The following is a 15977-nucleotide window of genomic DNA, read 5'->3' as shown; positions in this document are numbered from 1 at the left end:
TTAGCCGGTAGCGAGTTGCGTCGGCGCGGGACCAGTCAACACATCGTCAAGCGATGGCAGCTCGCCAGCGCGAAGCTCGAAACCCTGCGGCAGGAACCATGTGCGTTGCATGTCGACCCATTGCTTCGAGTGCTTGAGGATCTGCTGCTCCACGCGTTGACGCAGAACCGGGTCTGCCTTGGCAACAACGCGCACCAAAGCGCTGATCGGGGCCGCGAGAGCGGCGGTCGCTGCGCGAATCTCTGCGAGCGGCGGCGAAGCCTGTAGCTGCACTGCATTCGCCTGTTCGATGGCCGAGTCCAGGCGTTGCGAGACCTCGTCCGGGGCAAGCCGCGCGTCAGCAGCGAGGCTGCGCGCCAGACCAAGGTAGTGATGAAGCTCGAAGAACTGCCGGGATTGCCAATAAGGCAATCTCGAACGCAGGAACTTCATGAATCCGGAGACCAGTCGGAGCTGCTCACTGGCCAGGGGATCTTCCGGATCCACGGCGGGCAGGACAACATTGTCGAGCGCCTTGATGCAAGACAGCAGTGCGTTGTCGGTGTAGTCGGCCATCAGGCGCTCCCTTCCATTTCGTGACGGAGCTCCTCCATGGCACCGAAGGCCGCTGCTTCGATCCATGCGATAAGCACGTCCTGGTGTGTCTTGCCAAGGCGCACGACGCGATAGGACGACGCGAGGGCGGTCACGACGATCTGGTAGCAATTGAAGATCCGGTAGTACCGCAGGCGGGCCGCATCGACAGGTAGCCCGGAGGCTTCCTCGTAGCGTTCGAGAAACTCGCTGATGGGAGCGATTCCCGAAGCCAGGAAAGTCTTCCCGTCTTCGCTCCAGTGGCCATACTGCTCGGCGGTGGTCCAGGCCAGGTCACGGTGGCGATCGCCCAGGTAGCCGCGCTCCCAGTCGAGCACTGCGGTGATGCGCGCCGACTCCTCATCGAACAGGAAATTGCCGCTGCGATAGTCGCCATGGACCACGCTCACGTGGTCCAGTGTGGGCAGATTGCGTTCCAGCCAATTCGAAGCCACCTCCATGAGGGGCAGTTCCTCTCCACGATCTTCTTCCCAGATCCGGCGTGCACGATTGAGTTGCCACAGGGCGCTCTCGGTGGTCCCCACGGATGGACGATCGAAGGAGGCGAAGGCGCATTGCGCCTGATCGAAATTGTGAATCTTCGCGAGAGTCTCAATGAATTGGGGAGCCAGGCGCTTCCTCAGTTCGGGACCGAAGTTCGTGCCGATTCCTGCGACTTTCCCCTGGTGCGCCCTGGGCTTGGTGGTTCCTTCGGCAAACGCATAGACCAGCGCAGGTTCCGGAAACCAGGTGCCGTCCGGATCCACCCAGTACACGCGAGGCACAGGAATGACGCCCGTGAACGCAGCCAGCAGCTCGAACTCCCGTTGCCGGCTGGTGGAGTTGAGCGACTCCGCCGGCTCCATGCGCGCGACCAGGCGGGTCGACGTCGGGCCGACGCCCGGTTCGTCCCAATGCAAGGTGAAGCCCATCTGGATCTTCGAGGCACCGCCTGAGAACCACCGTGGGTCGGTCAGGCGAAACTCACCGGTGATCTTGCTTCTGAGCAATGCCGTGATGTATCCGTTCATCGCCTCGAAGCTCGCTCCGTCGAAGCGGGGGCCCGCACGCCGCTGCATCTTGCGGGTGAGCATCAGGTCCGCCTCGCGCTCCATGGGGAATTGCGCCCTCATGCGCTCTATGAACGAGGCAGAAGGGTTGTCGCGGTCGGCATCGGTGACCGTCCACGGCAGCGGTATGGCCGGACCCTCTTGCGAGGGCCGGCCTGGCGCGAGCGTCGATTGGAGATTCATTGGAGTTGCATGTGTACCGTACACTAGCGCAATACTAGTTAGAGAACGATCACGCGCTGCTAGGGAAATCCCGCGTGCGACACTTCAGAAGAATCAGATTGCTCTTTGAATCGGAAGCCTTGATGTCGTCCTCTGCTCGTCGCGCTCCCTCAGGTGGACATCGGTTGTCTGCGCTTCTTTTCTTCGTCACGGCGCTCTGGGGATTGAACATGACGGCGATGAAGACAATCTCGTCCTACTTCGACCCTGCCGTCATGGCGACGGAGCGGGCCGCGATCGCTGCGTTGTTCATGGGCGCGATGCTCTGGCAGCAGCGCGAAACGCTGCCGCGGGCGCGCATGACCAGGCATCAGCTGGGCACGGTGCTGGTCTGTGCCTTGCTGATGGTCTACGTCAACCAGATCCTGCTGGCGGCCGGCCTGGTGAGGACCACCGCCACGAACGCATCGGTGGCGATCGCGCTCAGTCCTCTGGTGTCATCCCTGATGGCTGCATTGATCCTGCGCGAACGCATCCGATCGTCCAATATCGCGGGCGTTGTGCTCGGCTTTGGCGGGGTGCTGCTCGTGGTGTTGCAGTCGAAGAGCGCTCGTGCGGCCGAAGCCGGATTTGGCGACGCAATGGTCGTCGCCTCGGTCGTGACATTCGCGATTGGCGGCGTACTGATCCAACGGCTCGCCCGGGAAACCGACGCGCTCTACGCGAGCGCCATGATCTACGCCTTCGGCACCTTGATGCTCGCACTGCATACCATTGCCGTCGGCGCGGCGCCTGCGCTCGACGCCTGGATGCCCGGCTTCTGGCCCCTGATGCTGGTGTTGTTCTCGGCGTTGATTGCAACGGCTTTCGGAAACCTGGCTTGGAACCACGCCATCGTGAAGATCGGCGTCGCACGCGTCTCGCTATGGTTCTACTGGGTGCCTGTGTTTGGCGTGGGCTTTGCGGCGCTGCTGCTCGGCGAGACGCTGACGATCTGGCACGCTGCGGGCCTCCTGATCGTGATCGTCGGGACAGCGCTGGGCACGTACAGCCGCGCCTGAGGTGCCTCCGCCGCGACGGTGCTCGTCAGACTGTGGGCCGCGCGACGCTCAGCACATCACATCACGCAGGCGCCGACGCAATAGCTTGCCGGTCGGCGATCGCGGGAGGCTCTCGATGACATGAAAATCGGAGGGCCGTTTGATGCGGCCCAGATGCAGCTCGCAATGCGCGCGCACGGCGGCGATCAAAGCTGACGGCTCGCCTGCGGGCATGTCACGCACGGGCACCACGAACGCCACAGGCCGTTCGCCGAAACGCTCGTCTTCCACACCGACGACGGCGCAGTCCCATACGCCCGGCACGCCGCGAATGGACGACTCGATTTCCTGCGGATACACGTTGACCCCGCCGGAGATGATCATGTCGTCCTGACGATCGGTCAGGTAGAGATAGCCTGCCTCGTCGACATGGCCGATGTCGCCGAAGGTCTGCCAGCCTTGCGGCAACGTGCGAGCGGCGGTCTTTTCGGGCGCCTTGTAGTAGGCGAACGGGGTCACGCCCGAGAAGCACACGAGGCCGGTGGCTCCGGCGGGCAATACCTGGCCCGCTTCGTCTGCGATGTGCAGTGTGCCCTTGCGCGACTGGCCGACTGAGCCTGGATGGGCGAGCGCCTCCTGCGAATCGATGAGGGTGAGCCCCACGCCTTCGCTTCCGGAGTAGTACTCCAGCAGGATCGGTCCCCACCATTCGATGATGGCCTTCTTCAGCGCGGGAGGGCAGGGCGCAGCGCCATGGATCGCACAGCGATGCGATGGCGCGGAAAAGGCTGAGCGACGCTCGGCGGGGAGCTCGAGGAGCCGCTGGAACATCGCAGGCACCCATTGGCTGTGGGTGATGGCATGGCGCTTTAGAAGATCGAGCGCCTCGCCCGCATCGAAACGCTCCATCACGTGCACCGTGCCTCCCGCGGCGGTAACGGCCAGCGCGAAGCGCAGAGGGGCTGCATGGTAGAGCGGGGCCGTCGAGAGGTATCGAACGTCGGCGTCACCGAGTCCGAACAGCGTCAGCAGATCCCCGGCGAATGGCGGCGTCCCGCGGTAGTCGGCAGGAGGAAGCGGCCGGAACACGCCCTTGGGTGCGCCCGTCGTGCCGGACGTGTAGACCATCAGCGCGCCGGGCGTCTCGTCGGCGTGGAGTTCCGGCGAGGCCTCGGCAAGCTGCGGCTCGATCGCTGTGAACGCCGGAATCTCGCCACGAATCGACAGCCATGCGATGCCAGGCTTCAGCAGAGCGGGAAGCTGCGCCGCCACGTCTGCGAGCGCCGTATCGGCGACCACGACCTTCGCATCGCAATCGTCGACGATGTAGCGCAACTCCGTGGCTGTGAGGCCGGTCGGCATGGGCGTCAGGTAGACGCCGGCACGCCAGGCCGCCCAGGCAAGGGCCACCGCCTCGGCGCGATTACCGATCAACGAAGCGACGTGATCGCCGCGTGCGAGTCCCAGGCTGCGCAACACCGCGGCCAGGCGGTTGCTCATCGATTCGAGCGCGGCGTATGTCCAAGACTCGCTGCCGCAGACGATGGCGGGATGGTCCGGCGTCGCACGGGCATGGACCCGCAAATCGCGCGTGGCGCTGTCGCTTTCGGCCATCGGCATCAGCCTGCGCTGCGTTGTGCCTTTTCCTGTTCGGCACGGCCACGCACGATGGTCTTGGCCTCGGCCCAATCCTCCGGAGTCAGCTTGCCCAACGCGGCGAAGGTGCTGGGGGCCGCCAGGTGGTGTCCGCCGTCGATCGCAATGTTCTGGCCCGTGAGGTACTCGCAGCCATCGGCCTGCAGGAAGGTCAGCAGGTTGCACAGCTCAGGCATGCGACCGAAGCGCTGCATCGGCACTTCGTCCGCCGACGCGGCACCGACGTTGGCTTTCGGGATCGGCGCGAGCTTTTCCCACGCGCTTTCGGTGGGGAACGGTCCCGGCGCCACGGCATTGACGCGGATGTTCTTCGAACCCCATTCGACCGCGAGCGACATCGTCATCGCATGCACCGCGGTCTTGGCCATGACCGAAGGCAGCACGTAGGCCGAGCCCGTCCAGACCCAGGTCACGAGCATGCTCACGACGGAGCCGGGCAGGCCCTGGGCGATCCAACGCTTTCCGCATGCGAGCGTGGCGAAGAGTGCGCCGTCCATCACCGTCGAGCGCACGGCGGCGAAGCCGCGCGGGCTGATGTCGATGGACGGTGAGATGAAGTTGGCAGCCGCGTTGTTGACGAGGCCGGTCAACGGGCCGCCGGCCCAGATGCGATCGACCATCGCCTCGATCTGATCGGCTTCGCGCACGTCGCAGATGTGGTACTCGACACTGCCGCCGTGCCGCGCCGTTTCGTTCAACTCTGCAACGGCCGCTTGCAGGACCGCCTCGCGGCGTCCGCAGATGTGCACCGCGGCACCCTGGGCGGCGAACTGCCGCGCCAGTTCCTTGCCAAGGCCGGTGCCGCCGCCGGTGATGAGGATGCGCTTGCCGGACAGCACGTCGGGGCGAAAGGTGGACGGGATCACTGCTTGTCTCCTAGACGGGGTTGATGCCCGCGACGCCATTGACGGCAGCGTCCTTGCCCGGGCGGAATTCGTGGAAGAGCTGGCGGCCGATGATGTGCTTCATCACCTCGATCGATCCACCGGCGATCTTGACGATGCGCGCGTCCGCATAGGCGCGCGCGATCGGATATTCCCACATGTAGCCCCAGCCGCCGAAAAGTTGCAGGCATTCGTCGACGACCTTGCAGTGCATGTTGCTGAGCCACATCTTGGCCATCGCGGCGTCGACCGCGTTGAGCTCGCCCTTCATGAAGGTCTCGATGCATTTGTCGGTGAACTGGCGACCGACGACAGCCTCGGTCTTCAATTCGGCCATCTTGAACTGAGTGTTCTGGAAATCCCCGATCGTCTTGCCGAAAGCCTTGCGATTGCCCGTGTACTCGATCGTCCAGTCGATCACCGTCTCTGCCACGGTGGCGGAACGGATGGCCTGCGCGAGCCGCTCCTGCGCGAGCTTGGTCATCATCAGCTCAAAGCCGCGACCCTCTTCGCCGAGCATTGCGGTCGCGGGCACGCGGACTTCGTCGAAGAACAGCTCCGACGTATCCTGCGCCTTCATCCCTAGCTTGTGCAGGTTCTTGCCGCGGCGGAAACCCGGCAGGCTGGTGTCGACCAGAAACAGTGTCACGCCCTTGGCGCCGGCGGTCGAGTCGGTCTTTGTCGCCAGCACGATCACGTCGCATAGCTGTCCGTTCGAGATGAACACCTTCTGGCCGGAGATGACGAAGTCGTCGCCGTCGCGCACGGCCTTGGTCCGGATGGCTTTCAGGTCCGATCCTGCATGGGGCTCGGTCATGCCGAGCGAGCCGATGGCCTCGCCGGCCACCATCAGCGGAAGCCACTTCTTCTTCTGCGCTTCGGTGCCGAAGCTGGCGATGTAGGTCGCGACCAGATCGCAGTGGATCATGAAGCCCGGCCCCGAGAAGCCGGAGCGCGCCATCTCCTCGAACACCACCACGTCGAAGAGGTAGTCGGCGCCGACCCCGCCATACTGCTCCGGCACAGTGCAGCACAGCATGCCAGCAGCACCCGCCTTCAGCCAAAGTTCTCGCGGCACGACGCCGGACTCCTCCCACTGTGCGTGATGGGGCGCGATCTCGTTGTCGATGAATCGACGCACCATGCTGCGGAACGACTCGTGGTCTTCGTTGAAGAGATTTCGTTTGAACACCTTGGCTCCCTTGCGGTCAGTAGGACTTGGGAAGGTCCAGCACCTTCTCGGCGATGAACGACATGATCAATTGCTCGGTCACGGGCGCGATGCGCGTCACCGTCACTTCGCGCAGCAGGCGCTCGACGTGGTATTCCTTCGCGTAGCCGAAGCCGCCATGCGTCAGCACGGCCTGCATGCACGAATCGAAGCCCGCGCGTGCGCCGAGGAACTTGGCGGTGTTGGCCTCGGCGCCGCAGGGCTGGTGCTGGTCGTAGAGCCAGGCCCCTTTCATCACCATCGCCCATGCGGCCTCCAGCGCCATCCAGCGTTCGGCCAACGGATGCTGAATGCCTTGGTTCTGGCCGATGGGGCGATCGAAGACGACGCGCTCCCGGGCGTACTTGGCGGCACGGCGCAGCGCGTCCTGACCGATGGCAACGGCTTCTGCCGCCACCAGCAGACGCTCGGGGTTGAGGCTGTGCAGGATGTAGGAGAAGCCCTTGCCTTCTTCGCCGACGCGGTCTGCCTCCGGGATGAACAGGCCGTCGATGAAGATGGAATTCGAATCGACCGCCTTGCGGCCCATCTTGGGGATGCGGTGAACGTCGATCTTGCTGCGGTCCAGGTCGGTATAGAAGATCGTGATGCCGTCGGTCGGCTTCTTGCAATCCTCCAGCTTGGTGGTGCGCGTCAATAGCATGATCTTGTTGGCCACCTGCGCCGTCGAGGTCCAGACCTTCTGGCCGTGCACCATGTAGCCGCCGGGCACCTTCTGCGCGAAGGTCTTGATCGCCGTCGTGTTGAGGCCGGCATCCGGCTCGGTGAAGCCGAAGCAGCACTGGTCCTTGCCCTCGACCAGCCGCGGCAGCCAGCGCTGACGTTGCTCCGGCGTGCCGAACACCACGATCGGGTGCGGGCCGAAGAGATTGATGTGAACCGTCGATGCGGCCGCCATGCCACCGCCGTGACTCGCGACCTCGTGCAGCATGATCACGGCTTCGGTCACGCCGAGGCCGGCGCCGCCGTATTCCGGCGGCATCGTGATGCCGAGCCAGCCGGCATCGGCCATCGCGCGGTGGAAGGCCCGCGGAAACTCGCCGTCGTCGTCGCGTGCGAGCCAATACTCGTCGTCGAAGGATCGCACGACCGCGCTCACGCCGTCGCGAATCGCACGATGGTCTTCACTGATTGAGAAATCCATAAGGTCTCCGTGGGTCCTGGTGTTGTCGGCCGTCTACGCGGCCATCCGCAAGGTCTCGAGCGCCTGTGTCAGATGCGGCTTGTCGAGCATCACGCCGTCGAGGCTCAGGGTGCCTGCCTCCGGCGCGGCAGCGAAGGCATCGACGATGCGACGCGCATGCACGATCTCTGCCTCCGATGGCGTATAGGCTTCATTGATGATGGCGACCTGGTCCGGGTGGATCGCGATGCGGCCGCGAAAGCCCCGCCGGCGCGATGCGCGGCAGGCGGCGGCGAGACCCTCGGGGTCGCGGAAGTCGGCGTGCAAGGTGTCGATCGGCGGCACCCCGGCGGACGCCGCGGCGCAGAGGCACAGCGAGTTGGCCCACACGTAAAGCGGTGAGAGGGTGCCGTCCTCGTCGCGGTTCGACACGGCGCCGATGGCGGTCGACAGGTCCTCGGCGCCCCAGGTGACGCCTGCGAGACGATCGATCGGGCCGGCCGCGAAGCCCTGCATGGTCAGCATGGCCTGCGGCGTCTCGGTGGCGACAGGCACGACCCGCACGGTGCCGGGCTCGATGCCGGCGCGCGCTTCCAGTGCGTCAAGGCAGTGCCCCAGGCGCGTGATGTCGGCTGCGCTGCGCGTCTTGGGAAGCATGATGCCGGCCAGTCCGGGCACGACGATCGCCGCGAGGTCGCCCATCGCCAGCGCCGTGTCGAGCGGATTGATGCGCACGAAGAGGCTGGCCGCAATGCTCGGCGCCTGCGCGGCAATGAACTCGGCCGCAGTGGTGCGCGCGCCGACCTTGCGCGAATCGGCGACCGAGTCCTCGAGATCGAGGATCAAAACGTCCGCCGGACTGCCGACCGACTTCGCCAGCTTGCGTTCGCTGTCGGCCGGCACGAAGAGCATCGAACGGAGCTTGAGCGGCTTCATTGGGGCTTCCGGAGCATCAGTGCCTGGCGCGTGCAGACGCACACCTCTTCGCCGCGCTGGTTCAGTCCCTGGTGGAGAAAGGTCACGATGCCGGCATTCGGGCGCGACTTGCTTTCGCGAACTTCCTTGACGGTGGTGCGCGAGCGGATCGTGTCGCCTGCGAACACCGGCCCCGGAAAGCGCGTGTCCGTCATGCCGAGATTGGCCACCGTCGTGCCGAGCGTCGTCTCCTGCACCGACAGGCCGATCACCAGCCCGAGCGTGAAGATGCTGTTGACCAGCGGCCGCCCGAATTCGGTGCCCTTGCAGTACTCTGCGTCGATGTGAATCGCCGCGGGGTTGCAGGTGGCGTTGCTGAACCACATGTTGTCGGCCTCGGTCACCGTGCGACGGATCTCGTGGTCGAACGTCTGACCGACTTCGAACTCCTCAAACCAGCGGCCTGCCATCGGGTTTACCTCGTGAATAGAAAGTTGCTACAGCGTATGGATGTGCATGGTACGCATGTGTACTATAGCAAGTCTCGCGGCTTTGCAACTCCGGGGGAACCTTGATGGAGACAATTCGATGAACTCACGCGTCAATCGCCAGGTGCGCCTTAAAAGCCGCCCGACCGGCATCCCGCAGGCGGAGCATTTCGAGATCGTGGAGTCCCCGGCACCCTCGCCGGGGCCGGGCCAGGTGCTGGTGCGCAACATCTGGTTGTCGGTCGAGCCGGCGATGCGCGGCTGGGTCAGTGCCGTCGCCAACTATTCGGAGCCGGTGCCTGTCGGCGCGGTCATGCGCGCCTTCGCTGCCGGGCGCATCGTCGAGTCGAACGATGTGGCGTGGCCGGTCGGCACCGCGGTGACGGGGCTCTTCGGTTGGCAGGACTACGCCGTGGTCGATGGCGCCGGCATCCAGCGTGGCATCGTCGAAGACGATCTCCCGATGTCGACTGCGCTCGGCGTCATGGGGATCAATGGCGTCACTGCGCACTACGGGCTACTGGAACTGGGTCAGCCCCGTGCCGGAGAAACGGTGGTCGTTTCGACGGCGGCGGGCGCCGTTGGCTCGTGCGTCGGGCAGATCGCACGGCTCAAAGGATGCCGCGCGGTCGGAATCACGGGCGGGGCCGCCAAGCGGGTGCTGTGCTTGGACCGCTTCGGTTATGACGCAGCGATCGACTACAAGGCGGCCGATTTTGAGCAGCGCCTCGCCGAGGCTTGTGCTGGTGGCGTCGACGTCCACTACGACAACACGGCAGGGCCTATCAGCGACGCCGTGATGGCTCATCTGAACGTCGGCGGGCGCATCGTGATCTGCGGCACGGCCTCGGTTGCAAGCTGGGACCCACCTCCGCAGGGCCCGCGCGTGGAACGCCATCTGCTCACCAAGCGTGCCCGCATGCAAGGCTTCGTGATCTTCGACCACCCTGAATACGCCGCTGGAGCGCGCGGCGACCTGGCTGCATGGCTGCGCAACGGCAGCCTGCGTTATGTGGAGGAGGTTCTCGAAGGCATCGAGAGCGCGCCGGATGCGATCGCGGGACTCTACCGCGGCGACAACCTCGGCAAGCGGCTGATCCGGCTGTGCGCCGAAGACTAAGCGCGCTGCGGCATACCGGGCAGGCGCAATGCCTGGTCATCGGCGGATTCCGGCAGCAGCGGCCCGCGCCGGAACACGCCGCTCGCGCGCATCACCAACTCTCCGTCGGCATGGATGAGGCCCTGCGAGAAGATGAGGTTGCGCGTCACCTGGAGGATCTCGGCCTGGCCCTGAACCCAGCTTCCCAGCGGCGCACCGGCCAGGAAGTCCGCCTGCAGGCTGATCGTGGGGAGAAATTGTCGCGGGATATCGGTCTGGTACTGCGCGGCCGTCGAAATCAGGATGTCCGCGAAGGTGCACAGCATGCCGCCGTGGCAGTTCCGCCCGGGGTTGACGTGCCCGGACCCGACACGGAAGCCCAGTTGCAGGCGTTCGCCATGCCAGCGCGCGAACAACGGTCCGTTCGCGGTCGCGAAGGTGCCGCCCAGATCCACGGCCTCGAAGCCGGGAGGAGGCGTGGCTTGCGAGTCTTCAGTCATGGTGGTCATGCGACTTTGCGGATCGCGCCCCAGGCTTCCTGGAGCCTCGCGCGGTGCTCTGGCGCCGCGATGCCGATCAGGGCCTCGGCCCGTGCATCCAGCGACATGCCTCGGAGTTCGGCGACCCCATGCTCCGTGACGACAGCGTCCGCCAGATAGCGCGGCAATGTGCAAAGGCTCTGATCACCCAGCACCGGCACGATGCGCGAGACGGTGCCCTTGCGTGCGGTCGCGCCCAGGCAGATGAGGAGCCTGCCGCCGGGCGAGGCCATCGCGCCCTGCGCGAAAGCCGGCAAGCCGCCAGAGCCCGCCTGGATCATGCCGCCCACGCGTTCGCCATTGACCTGGCCGAACAGGTCGACTTCGGCCGCAGCGTTGATCGCGACGAAGCGCGGGATCGCCGCCACGATGGCCGGGTCGTGCGTTTTCGTCACGTCAACCAGGCGAAGCGGCGCAAGGCGCGCGACGAAGTCATGAAAAGACGTGTCGCCCAGCACGACGCCGGTAGTGATTGGCGCATCGCGATCCAGGGCACCGGCTTCCCACAGCGTCTGCAAGGCGCTCGACACCAACCCGCCATGAAAGCGCAATCCGCGGTGCGCACTCAGTGCACCCGCCAGCGCCAGCGGGACGGAGCCGATGCCGAACTGGAGGGTGTTGCCGTCACGCACCAACTTCGCAACATGCTGTCCGATCAGCGCCTCGACCTCGCCGGACGGCGATTCGATGAAGTCGTTGAGTGGCGTATCGGCTTCCACGGCGGCATCCAACTCAGAGATGTGCACGCGGAACGAGCCTTGCGTGCGCGGCATCCTTGGATTGAGGTGCGCGATGCGCTTCCTGGCGCGCGACCAGATCAGAGGCATGAAATCGCTCGCGAGGCCCGGACTGCACCAGCCTTCGGCATCGGGCGGTGTGAGCTGGGCAACGGCGAGGTCCATCGGCGAGGCGTCGCGGAGATGACGCGCAATGCCGAGGTAGTCGAGCGACAGCAGTTCTGCGCGTCCTTCGAGGAGGCCGGCGCGCACCGGACGCGTCATGAAGAAGGCCGTCTGCCGTGCCTCGGGATGCAGCGCCAGATAGTCAGCGCGGTCGATGCCCGGAAACTGAACACCAGTGAAGACCACGCCCCGAGCACGCCCCGGATCGTCGCGCAGTTCGTCGAGGAGCAGCGAAGACTCGGTGCTCAGTGTCGGCACGAACACGCGCATGCCGGGTCGCAATGCATCGACCAGGCGGCTCATTGCGAAAGCGCGTTCGTCACGCGTGCCTTGCCGGACATCAGTTCGTCACCTGTCGCCGTGCGCGCATCGACGTCGTAGAGACCCACTGCGTTGTCGGTGCCCGTCAGGGTCGCGCTCAGAACGACCGTGTCGCCGAGTCGGGCGGCACCGGTGAAGCGCGTGTGGAGATGTCGGACGCTGCCTGCACCGAAGTTCTTCGTGAACAAACGGGCGGTGAACGCCATCGTCAACATGCCGTGCACCAGCGGGCGGTCGAAGCCCGCGGCGCGCGCCACATCCACGTCGAGGTGAAGCGGGTTGTGGTCACCCGAAGCGGCTGCGAACAGGGCGAGGTCGACCGCGGTGACGGGTCCGCAGCTTAGTTCGAGCCGATCGGGAAACGCCGTTGCGCTCATGTCGCCTCGAGCCCGTTGCGCACCAGGATCGTCTGCCGGCTGCTTGCCACGGGTTGCCCCGCACGTCGGTAGTGCGTATCGACGACGATGAAGGTGAATGCGCCGTTCTTCTTGTCGAAGATGTCGGCCACCTTGCGGCTGACCTCGATCCGGTCGCCGACATAGACCGGCGCGAGATGATCGAAGCTCTGGTCCGCATGCAGCACGCCGCGCAGCGGCACCTGGAGCAGCGACATCAGTTGCGCACTGCTGAAGTGGTCCCCCTCCACCGCCTTCAGGAAGGTCGGCGGCACCGGGCATGCCGGGTGCCCAGCGGCGCGTGCGGCCTCGGGATCACGGTAGACCGGATCGTCCTCGCCGATCGCCTGGCAGAAGAGTTTCACGCGCCAGCCATCGATGTCCGCCGTGGTGGACTCGGTTTCGAAGCTGACGCGTGTCCGGTCGATCATGCGAAGGCGCGGTGCAGGGCGGGCTGCAGCCGATTCCACGCGTCGCGGGATCCGGCGTCGAAGCCGGGCACGACCTTGGCGCGTTCGGCCCAGAGCCAGCTGAGAGGTCCGCCGCTCCAGGCGGGTGTCGCGCCGGCCAGGCAGGCTGCGACATCGAGGAACGCCACGTCGCCTGCGCCCGGCGTGGCCGCGCTTTGAACCGCGATACGCGCCTGCTCTTCGAGCGACGCGCCCTGCAGCTTCTGCAGCACACTGGCCGGACCCGGTGTGCGCCATGGCAACGCGCCGAGACGCGGCGCCAGGGCGGCGAGCGCGGTCGCCGCCGCATCGTCCGTGCTGATGATCTCGATCACCCGCCCATAGGGACTCATGGGCGCGAGCAGGGCCAGCACCGGAGCGGTGGAGGCCGTTGTGTCGAGGGTTGCGAGCGTCACGCGATGGCGCCTGCCTTGCAGGTCGACGATCTCGATGGTTCCCTCCGGCAGCGATGCATTGACTGCCTGCGCCACTTTCGTTCTGGCAAGCGCGTCGGCCCATGCCTTGTGTGCAGGCCCCGATGCGCCCACTTCGATGCGCTCGATACCCGTGCCCTTCGGCGCCGCCAACTCGCGCTCGGCGCGCAGGCGTTCGAGAAACAGGGTGCGCACCATGTGGCCGGCGACCGGGTTGAACATGAGCCGCAGGAACTGCGTCATCTCCACATCCGTCGCCTCGGCCAATGGCAAACGCGCGCCTTTGAGCACGCTGTCGACGATGGCGCTGTAGGCGGGATAGTGGTCGAAATCCGTCGGGCTGACGCCATGCTTGAGCGCGATGGCGCGTGCGCCTTCCTCGCTGTACGCAGGCACGTCGGTCTGCTCGAGGCGGGCGAACTTCGCCTTCACGTCAAAGGCCTTGCCGTGGAGCGCGCGTGCTTCGGCGCGGGCCTCGTCCAGCAACTGTGGCGCCGGCACCGCGCGGGCAAAGATGCTGAGCCGCACTGCATCGGCGGGCGAGATCGAACGGCCGCTCAGCAGCAGGTCGATCGCCGCGTCGAAGCCGGCCAGGCGCGGCAGGCGCTGTGTACCGCCGGCGCCGGGCAACAGACCCCATCGCACTTCGGGTACGCCAATTTGCGTGCGCGGCTCGTCGGTCACCAGGCGCACACGGCAGGCGAGAGCAAGCTCGAGCCCACCGCCAAGGGCGATGCCGTTCACTGCGGCGATCCACGGCTTGGCCGACTGCTCGAGCCGGACGAACTGGCGTCCCAGCCGGCCGCACGTCGAGAACAGCTCATCGTGCGTGCCGGTCTTCGCGCTGTCGGTGTAGCCGCGCACCATCACGAGATCGGCGCCAGCCAGGAAGGTGGACTTGCCCGACGTCAGCACCACGCTGCGCACCTGCGCGTCGTTGTCGACTTGGTCCATCAGCGCATCGAGCGCATCCATCAGGTCCGCCGAGAACACGTTCATTGTGCGGCCCGGCATGTCGATGGTGGCGACGAGCACGCCGTCGGACTCAAGAGTCGTATGGATCAGCGTTTCCAACTTGTCTACCTCCAGCCAGCTGCACTCAGCTCGCGTATTTCTTGAAGTCGGCCTTGCGGCGTTCGTTGAACGCGCGCACGCCTTCCTTCGATTCTTCCGTCTGGTAGTAGTGCTTGACCGTCTGGATGCCCAGGAAGCCGATGCCGCGAATGTTTTCGCTGTCGGCGTTGAACGACCGCTTGGCGATCGCGAGTGCGGTCGGGCTCATCTCGTTGATTTCCTTGCACCACTGCGCCACTTCCGCGTCGAGCTGGTCGTGCGGCACCACCTTGTTCACCAGACCCATCTTCTCGGCCTCGGCGGCGCTGTACTTGCGGCAGAGGAACCAGATCTCCCGCGCCTTCTTCTCGCCGACGATGCGCGCGAGGTAGGCCGTGCCCCAGCCCGGATCGACCGAACCGACCTTGGGGCCCATCTGTCCGAAGACGGCCTTCTCGCTCGCGATGGTCAGGTCGCACATGGTCGCGAAGACATTGCCGCCGCCGATTGCGAAGCCCTGCACTTTGGCGATCGAGACCTTGCGCAGGTCGCGCAGCGCCGTCTGCATCTCCTCGATGGGCATGCCGACCGTGCCGCGCGGACCGTAGAGCCCGTCCTCGCTCAGGTGCACCTTCTGGTCGCCGCCGGTGCAGAAGGCCTTGTCGCCTGCACCCGAGAGAACCATCACATTCGCGCTCTTTTCCTCGTCGGCGCGGCGCAGGCCGTCGATCAGTTCCTCCAGCGTCTGGTTGCGGAACGCATTGTAGACGTCGGGCCGGTTGATCGTGATGTTCACGACACCGTCGCGCACTTCGTAGAGGATGTCCTTGTATTCCTTGCTCATCTTTCTGCTCCTGTTATCCATGCATGCTGAGGCCGCCCGAGACGCTGATCGTCTGGCCGGTGATGAAGGCGGCGTCGTCGCTGGCCAGGAAGGCCACGATGCCGGGGTAGTCGTCGGGCACGCCGATGCGGCCGAGCGGCACGCCGCGCACCATCGCGTCGCGTATCTTCTGGCCTTGCTCGCCGGTGCCGACGAAGGCGTCCATGGCCGGCGTGTCGGTCGGGCCCGGGCACACGGTGTTGACGGTGACGTTGCTGCGTGCGACTTCACGCGCCAGTGCCTTTGCAAACGCGATGGTCGCGCCCTTGCAGCCGGAGTAGACGACTTCGCCGGTCGAGCCGACGCGGCCGGCGTCCGACGCGATATTGACCACACGGCCGCTCTTGCGCTCGGCCATGCCCTTGGCGACCGCGTGCGTCATGTGCAGCGGGCCGAACCAGTTGATCGCGGTGACCTTCTTCCAGAAGGCCTCCTCGGTCTTCAGGAAGGGCATGGGCGTGTCCCAGCCCGCGTTGTTGACGAGGACGTCGGTGCCCGCACCTGCCTGGCTCTCGAAGCTGACGACCGCCGCGGTGACCGCGGCGTAGTCGGTGATGTCGCAGGTCACCGCGATCGCCTTGCCGTCCGCAGCCTCGATGGCCTTGACGGTTTCGGCGGCGCCGGTCGGGTTGATGTCGAACACGCCGACGATCGCGCCTTCTGCGCCAAGCCGCAACGCAATGGCACGGCCGATGCCGCTGCCGGCGCCGGTCACGATGGCCTTCTTGCCTTTCAGTCCTCGCATGGGAAGTCTCCAGTT

17 protein-coding genes are annotated in these 15977 nt (G+C 65.7%); 2 read left to right on the top strand and 15 right to left on the bottom strand.

Annotated features, from left to right (window positions below; translation table 11 throughout):
• Together AC1DHL_RS00325 and AC1DHL_RS00320 are read right to left on the bottom strand one after the other, a co-directional pair.
• The gene (locus tag AC1DHL_RS00325) at positions 1 to 555 is read right to left on the bottom strand and encodes a hypothetical protein (protein WP_478159764.1); all 555 of its coding nucleotides are present in this window, start codon (positions 553 to 555) and stop codon (positions 1 to 3) included.
• Positions 555 to 1826, bottom strand: coding sequence for a phosphotransferase family protein (locus tag AC1DHL_RS00320; RefSeq protein WP_478159762.1), 1272 nt, complete (start codon positions 1824 to 1826; stop codon positions 555 to 557). The genes AC1DHL_RS00325 and AC1DHL_RS00320 overlap by 1 nt, the downstream gene beginning before the upstream one ends.
• 164 nt (positions 1827 to 1990) lie before the next feature.
• Here AC1DHL_RS00320 and AC1DHL_RS00315 point away from each other — a divergent pair, with 164 nt between their 5' ends.
• Positions 1991 to 2866: a DMT family transporter gene (locus tag AC1DHL_RS00315; protein WP_478159761.1), complete on the top strand. Its 876-nt coding sequence runs from the start codon at positions 1991 to 1993 to the stop codon at positions 2864 to 2866.
• A gap of 48 nt (positions 2867 to 2914) precedes the next feature.
• Here AC1DHL_RS00315 and AC1DHL_RS00310 read toward each other — a convergent pair whose 3' ends face one another.
• Genes AC1DHL_RS00310 through AC1DHL_RS00285 form a run of 6 tightly spaced genes read right to left on the bottom strand, consistent with a single transcriptional unit; the run spans position 2915 to position 9124 of the window.
• Positions 2915 to 4459 carry an AMP-binding protein gene (locus AC1DHL_RS00310; RefSeq protein WP_478159759.1) on the bottom strand — a complete coding sequence of 515 codons (1545 nt, stop codon included), beginning with the start codon at positions 4457 to 4459 and terminating at the stop codon, positions 2915 to 2917.
• A gap of 5 nt (positions 4460 to 4464) precedes the next feature.
• Positions 4465 to 5367 (bottom strand): SDR family oxidoreductase, encoded by a 903-nt coding sequence (locus tag AC1DHL_RS00305; RefSeq protein ID WP_478159757.1) that lies wholly within the window; start codon positions 5365 to 5367, stop codon positions 4465 to 4467.
• A gap of 10 nt (positions 5368 to 5377) precedes the next feature.
• Positions 5378 to 6577, bottom strand: a complete 1200-nt coding sequence (locus AC1DHL_RS00300; protein ID WP_478159755.1) for an acyl-CoA dehydrogenase family protein — start codon at positions 6575 to 6577, stop codon at positions 5378 to 5380.
• A 16-nt stretch (positions 6578 to 6593) separates the two neighbouring features.
• Positions 6594 to 7760, bottom strand: coding sequence for an acyl-CoA dehydrogenase family protein (locus AC1DHL_RS00295; RefSeq protein ID WP_478159753.1), 1167 nt, complete (start codon positions 7758 to 7760; stop codon positions 6594 to 6596).
• 33 nt (positions 7761 to 7793) lie between these two features.
• Positions 7794 to 8675, bottom strand: a complete 882-nt coding sequence (locus AC1DHL_RS00290) for an HpcH/HpaI aldolase/citrate lyase family protein (RefSeq protein WP_478159751.1) — start codon at positions 8673 to 8675, stop codon at positions 7794 to 7796.
• Entirely contained in the window at positions 8672 to 9124 is a 453-nt protein-coding gene (locus tag AC1DHL_RS00285; protein ID WP_478159749.1) for a MaoC family dehydratase, read from the bottom strand. The genes AC1DHL_RS00290 and AC1DHL_RS00285 overlap by 4 nt, the downstream gene beginning before the upstream one ends.
• A 118-nt stretch (positions 9125 to 9242) precedes the next feature.
• Between AC1DHL_RS00285 and AC1DHL_RS00280 the strand changes: the two genes are divergently transcribed.
• Positions 9243 to 10262 (top strand): NADP-dependent oxidoreductase, encoded by a 1020-nt coding sequence (locus AC1DHL_RS00280; protein ID WP_478159747.1) that lies wholly within the window; start codon positions 9243 to 9245, stop codon positions 10260 to 10262.
• On the opposite strand, the gene AC1DHL_RS00275 is transcribed toward AC1DHL_RS00280, so the two are convergent.
• The 7 genes from AC1DHL_RS00275 to AC1DHL_RS00245 are packed head-to-tail and all read right to left on the bottom strand — an operon-like array spanning position 10259 to position 15962.
• Positions 10259 to 10750 (bottom strand): PaaI family thioesterase, encoded by a 492-nt coding sequence (locus AC1DHL_RS00275; RefSeq protein ID WP_478159745.1) that lies wholly within the window; start codon positions 10748 to 10750, stop codon positions 10259 to 10261. The two genes, AC1DHL_RS00280 and AC1DHL_RS00275, sit on opposite strands and share 4 nt — an antisense overlap.
• Complete coding sequence (locus tag AC1DHL_RS00270; protein WP_478159743.1) at positions 10747 to 11985, bottom strand: acetyl-CoA hydrolase/transferase family protein; 1239 nt, start codon at positions 11983 to 11985, stop codon at positions 10747 to 10749. Before AC1DHL_RS00270 ends, AC1DHL_RS00275 begins: the two co-directional genes overlap by 4 nt.
• Positions 11982 to 12380, bottom strand: a complete 399-nt coding sequence (locus AC1DHL_RS00265; RefSeq protein WP_478159741.1) for a MaoC family dehydratase — start codon at positions 12378 to 12380, stop codon at positions 11982 to 11984. Before AC1DHL_RS00265 ends, AC1DHL_RS00270 begins: the two co-directional genes overlap by 4 nt.
• Positions 12377 to 12829: a MaoC family dehydratase N-terminal domain-containing protein gene (locus AC1DHL_RS00260; RefSeq protein ID WP_478159739.1), complete on the bottom strand. Its 453-nt coding sequence runs from the start codon at positions 12827 to 12829 to the stop codon at positions 12377 to 12379. Before AC1DHL_RS00260 ends, AC1DHL_RS00265 begins: the two co-directional genes overlap by 4 nt.
• On the bottom strand, positions 12826 to 14355 hold the full coding sequence (locus AC1DHL_RS00255) for an enoyl-CoA hydratase-related protein (protein ID WP_478159737.1): 1530 nt from the start codon (positions 14353 to 14355) through the stop codon (positions 12826 to 12828). The genes AC1DHL_RS00260 and AC1DHL_RS00255 overlap by 4 nt, the downstream gene beginning before the upstream one ends.
• 25 nt (positions 14356 to 14380) lie before the next feature.
• A complete protein-coding gene (locus AC1DHL_RS00250; RefSeq protein WP_478159735.1) occupies positions 14381 to 15178 on the bottom strand; it encodes an enoyl-CoA hydratase-related protein in 798 nt (265 codons plus the stop codon).
• A gap of 13 nt (positions 15179 to 15191) precedes the next feature.
• Positions 15192 to 15962: a glucose 1-dehydrogenase gene (locus tag AC1DHL_RS00245; protein ID WP_478159733.1), complete on the bottom strand. Its 771-nt coding sequence runs from the start codon at positions 15960 to 15962 to the stop codon at positions 15192 to 15194.
• Between the last annotated feature and the right edge of the window lie 15 nt (positions 15963 to 15977).

The organism is Variovorax sp. 10L426, assembly GCF_056395305.1.
The sequence above is the reverse complement of the archived record's forward strand: the minus strand, read 5'-3'. Positions and strand labels throughout refer to the sequence as shown.

What these genes read in the sequence shown, in the direction of transcription:
- AC1DHL_RS00280 (WP_478159747.1), top strand. Translation starts at nt 9,243, where the DNA reads ATGAACTCACGCGTCAATCGCCAGGTGCGCCTTAAAAGCCGCCCGACC.
- AC1DHL_RS00275 (WP_478159745.1), bottom strand. Translation starts at nt 10,750, where the DNA reads ATGACCACCATGACTGAAGACTCGCAAGCCACGCCTCCTCCCGGCTTC.
- AC1DHL_RS00265 (WP_478159741.1), bottom strand. Translation starts at nt 12,380, where the DNA reads ATGAGCGCAACGGCGTTTCCCGATCGGCTCGAACTAAGCTGCGGACCC.
- AC1DHL_RS00320 (WP_478159762.1), bottom strand. Translation starts at nt 1,826, where the DNA reads ATGAATCTCCAATCGACGCTCGCGCCAGGCCGGCCCTCGCAAGAGGGT.
- AC1DHL_RS00245 (WP_478159733.1), bottom strand. Translation starts at nt 15,962, where the DNA reads ATGCGAGGACTGAAAGGCAAGAAGGCCATCGTGACCGGCGCCGGCAGC.
- AC1DHL_RS00270 (WP_478159743.1), bottom strand. Translation starts at nt 11,985, where the DNA reads ATGAGCCGCCTGGTCGATGCATTGCGACCCGGCATGCGCGTGTTCGTG.
- AC1DHL_RS00285 (WP_478159749.1), bottom strand. Translation starts at nt 9,124, where the DNA reads ATGGCAGGCCGCTGGTTTGAGGAGTTCGAAGTCGGTCAGACGTTCGAC.
- AC1DHL_RS00290 (WP_478159751.1), bottom strand. Translation starts at nt 8,675, where the DNA reads ATGAAGCCGCTCAAGCTCCGTTCGATGCTCTTCGTGCCGGCCGACAGC.
- AC1DHL_RS00250 (WP_478159735.1), bottom strand. Translation starts at nt 15,178, where the DNA reads ATGAGCAAGGAATACAAGGACATCCTCTACGAAGTGCGCGACGGTGTC.
- AC1DHL_RS00295 (WP_478159753.1), bottom strand. Translation starts at nt 7,760, where the DNA reads ATGGATTTCTCAATCAGTGAAGACCATCGTGCGATTCGCGACGGCGTG.
- AC1DHL_RS00260 (WP_478159739.1), bottom strand. Translation starts at nt 12,829, where the DNA reads ATGATCGACCGGACACGCGTCAGCTTCGAAACCGAGTCCACCACGGCG.
- AC1DHL_RS00325 (WP_478159764.1), bottom strand. Translation starts at nt 555, where the DNA reads ATGGCCGACTACACCGACAACGCACTGCTGTCTTGCATCAAGGCGCTC.
- AC1DHL_RS00310 (WP_478159759.1), bottom strand. Translation starts at nt 4,459, where the DNA reads ATGGCCGAAAGCGACAGCGCCACGCGCGATTTGCGGGTCCATGCCCGT.